4 protein-coding genes are annotated in these 3,868 nt (G+C 42.9%); all 4 read right to left on the reverse strand.

From position 1 onward, the window contains the following. Positions 1-996: glycoside hydrolase family 88/105 protein (locus AC1DPZ_RS23560; RefSeq protein ID WP_477408056.1), on the reverse strand; the 996-nt coding region annotated here is incomplete at its 3' end. A 30-nt stretch (positions 997-1,026) separates the two neighbouring features. Beyond that, complete coding sequence (locus AC1DPZ_RS23565; RefSeq protein ID WP_477408058.1) at positions 1,027-1,470, reverse strand: c-type cytochrome; 444 nt, start codon at positions 1,468-1,470, stop codon at positions 1,027-1,029. A gap of 8 nt (positions 1,471-1,478) precedes the next feature. After that, positions 1,479-2,762: a PQQ-dependent sugar dehydrogenase gene (locus AC1DPZ_RS23570; RefSeq protein WP_477408060.1), complete on the reverse strand. Its 1,284-nt coding sequence runs from the start codon at positions 2,760-2,762 to the stop codon at positions 1,479-1,481. 16 nt (positions 2,763-2,778) lie between these two features. Next, positions 2,779-3,868: rhamnogalacturonidase (locus tag AC1DPZ_RS23575; protein ID WP_477408062.1), on the reverse strand; the 1,090-nt coding region annotated here is incomplete at its 5' end.

A 3,868-nucleotide genomic window follows, 5' to 3' on the forward strand; every position in this document is an offset into this window, starting at 1 on the left:
GCCCTGGTTTACTGCACGGGCTACAGCATAGGTGTACATAGCGGTAACCGATGTTTCCAGGTATGAATCTGGTTTATCCAATAACTGGTGCCATAAACCGGTTTGGTCCTGGTAGCGGGAGTAACCCACAATTTGCCTCAACAGCAATTTTATCAGTTCGGGGCGTTTGGGATGGTTTGCCGGCAAATTGTTTAACAGCTCAACCTGTGCCATGGCTATCCAGCCATTGCTGCGACCCCAATGACCCACACCATTGGTTTGATCGTCAGAATAATAATTATGAAAGAAAAGGCCTGTAGCAGGATCGTAAAGATATTTGTTAAAATTCTCTACCTGTTTTATCGCATCATCAAAGTATTTGGTGTTGCCCGTAAGCTTGCCCATACGCGCTAAAAACGGGATGCTCATAAACATATCGTCGGCCCAAAGGGTACCAAAACGTGGTTGCGGGCGCGCAAACGTACCATCAGACAAACGCATTTGTTTAGTTGAAATATAAGCTGCAGATCTYTCTAAATACGCCTGGTAATCTTTTCTTTGTGCCAGGTCATTTACATCAAACAACCCAGCCGACATTGCCCCGCAGGCATCAAGGTTGGTGATGTTAAATACAGACCCATATTCTACCTTAGGTGTTTTAGCTTTTTGAAGCGTTTCAAAATAATTGAGGTTATCAAAAATGAATGCAAAATTGTGCTGGGAATACTCCGAGTATTTTTTATCATTGAGCACATCAGCGGTTTGCACCATGCCAATAGCTAAAACACCGTTTACATAGGCCCACTTATTGTATTTGCTATCCGCTTTAATATCAGCTGATGATGCCAATCCTTTGGTGGAATCGTATTTTTCTTTGGTACTGGAATTGATAAATTTAAATGAGGTGTTTTGAACAATATTGTCGGCAACTTTGCGAACAACTGCTTCGGTGTTGGTATCCTGCCCAAATGCTATCGCCGGGCAAACCATTAGTAATAAGTATAAAAATGATTTCATAATATTTAAGGTATCTGTTTTAAAAAGGATTTATTTTTTATTTGCGGCTCTTACAGCCTTTACCTGTACTGTACTYATTGCCCCCGCTTTATTGGTAAAGTTTTTCCTGACATAGGTTAACACAGCTGCAATTTCCTGGTCTTTCAAAAAATCATGTGCCGGCATCACGTTGGAGTATGATTCACCATCAATATCAACGTTTTCCGAAAACCCGTTAAGCACAACCTTAATCAGGCGGGTTTTATCGCCCAGCACATAAGATGTTTTAGTTAATGGCGGATTCATATTGGGCACCCCGCCTCCATCGGCCTGGTGGCAGGTTAAACAATATTTTACATATACACTTTTGCCGTCAACCGCTGAGGTAGCTAAACTTTGCCGGGATTTAGTCCTGCTTTTTGTTGGAGCTTTAACCTGGGCCATTAACTGAGAACAACTAAAAGTCAAGATGATAATCATTAAATATTTTCTCATTGTGGCAATTATTTTTTTGTGTAGATAATGCGGTATATGGTACCTTTTGAATCATCAGTAACATACAAAGAACCATCGGTACCCTGGGCAAGCCCGCATGGACGATGATCTGCGCGACCAGCCGCGGTTTTTTCTGGTGAGCCTGAAAAACCATCTGCAAATACCTCCCAATCACCGTCGGGCTTTCCATTTTTAAATGGCTGAAAAACTACGAAGTATCCGGCCTGTGGTTCGGGAGCCCTGTTCCATGAACCATGAAATGCTATAAAGGCCCCGTTTTTATACTTTGCCGGAAATTGATTGCCAGTATAAAACAGCAAACCATTGGGCGCCATATGGCCAGGATAGGCGGCAGCCGGATCAAGAAATTTAGCATCGGCTTCTTTTTTTCCATCGCCGCCATACTCAGGGGCTTGTATCTTCTTATGCTGAATCTGGTCATAGTACATATACGGCCAGCCGGCATTGTCTCCCTTTTTAAGGGCATATAAGCATTCGGCAGGTAACTCGGCAGATTGTTTGGTGGTATATAGTTCGGGCCATGAGCTGTTGAGGTTATCCCTGCCATGCTGCATTACAAAAAGCTGGTTATCCTGCTGGTTCCAGTCCATACCCACCATATTCCTTAGCCCGGTTGCATACCGCACACCATCGCCATAGGTTTGGTTTAATTTGTCGGCTTTAAACTGCCACACCCCACCCATCGAATCAAGAATAGGGCAGCCTGGTATTCCGGGTGAATGCAGCCCGCGGTCTTTTTCCTGGCACGAATTAAACCAGGCGCCTATGTTTACATAAATATTGCCATCGTTATCCAATACAAACGACTTGGTTTCATGCTGGCGGCCCGCCTTTAAACCGGTAACTATTTTTTCGGGCTGATCCGGGTTAATAACTTCATTTTTATCATTCACCTTATACCTGAACACCTCGGTGTTGGATGAAGCATACAGGTACCTGTTTTTTAAATAAACCTCGGTACCACCGTAACTGCCAAAGCTCGATTTGAGTTCGGCTTTGCCATTTTTAGCTTCATGAAATACTAAAATACCTTTACCTTCTTTGTTAACCCTTGCAAGCTTTACATAAATATCGCCTTGTGGCGTAACCACTAAATGCCTCGCCTTGGCACCCGTTTCGGCAACTTTTAAGGCGCCAAATCCGATGGGCAATTTTAAACCGGCATTATCGGCATCGGGCACTATATCGGCTGCCGGTTTTAGGGCATAAAGTGTTACGCTTACTGCAAGCGTTGTAAGTATTATTATTGACCTGGATAGTTTACTTTTCATGCAATTATTTATTTTATTAAAGTTCCTTTTTATTCACATCCGCCATCCTGGAGTTTGCAACCGGCAAACTGTTGTATATGTTAAAATCCTTTACTTCATTTAAAACAAATGCCGGTGTATTGGCTGCTTTCTGCACTTTAATATGCTGAAAATCGGCACCGGTTACATGATCAAGTATAAATGCGGGGCGAAGATCCTCATCAATATAACTTACCTCCACATCGTTCATTTTAAGATCTTTAACATTGCGGATAAAGAAACCGTAGGACGGCATTGTACCAAAACGATATGGTTCGGGATATTCTTTTTCTAAACCAGGCACTTCACGTGTTGATTGCTCTTTAGTACCGCCACCTTTGTAATAGATCCTGATGTTACTTAACCGCAGGTCTTCAATATCATGGCCGGGGATTCCGCTTATGATTGCGCCATGCTTATTATCGGCATTATAGCATACCACATTGCTGATGATAACTCGTCTGAGCACGCCTACCGGTGTACCTTCCGGCCCACGCATGCGTGCTCCTAACCGAACAAAGATTGGTGCGTTTACAATATCGCGCATGGTAATATTGGTAATGGTAACATCTTCTAAAAGCGCGCCATCAACAGTTTCAAGAGCCAAACCACGGCAATAATCAAATACACAATTTGAAATGGTGACATTCTTAAATCCACCATTTGATTCGGTGCCCATTTTTATACGGCCTGTAGGATTACCATCAGAGTATTTTTTTTCATTCCGTTTAAAAGTACCGTCTAAAAACGAACCTTCATCATAACCGCTTACCTGGCAGTTGGTGATGGTAACATTTTCTGTAGCGCGGGCAAAGCCAAGCCCAAAGGTGCTTTTCAAACATATACCATCATCATAGGGCGAGTTAACACTGCAATTGGAAATACGCACATTACGGCAGCAGTCAATATCCATCCCGTCACGGTTGGTATCCATCTTCACATTATCAATGGTAAAATTATCTATCCCGGTAGCCAGGATGCCAAACCAGCCGCCATGTAATATGGATATGTCTTTAATGATCACATTGCGGCATAAATAAAGGCTGATGGTTTTGTTCGGGCGCTTGTCATCTTCTCCTTTATTACTC

Source organism: Mucilaginibacter sp. P4_G9 (genome assembly GCF_056400985.1).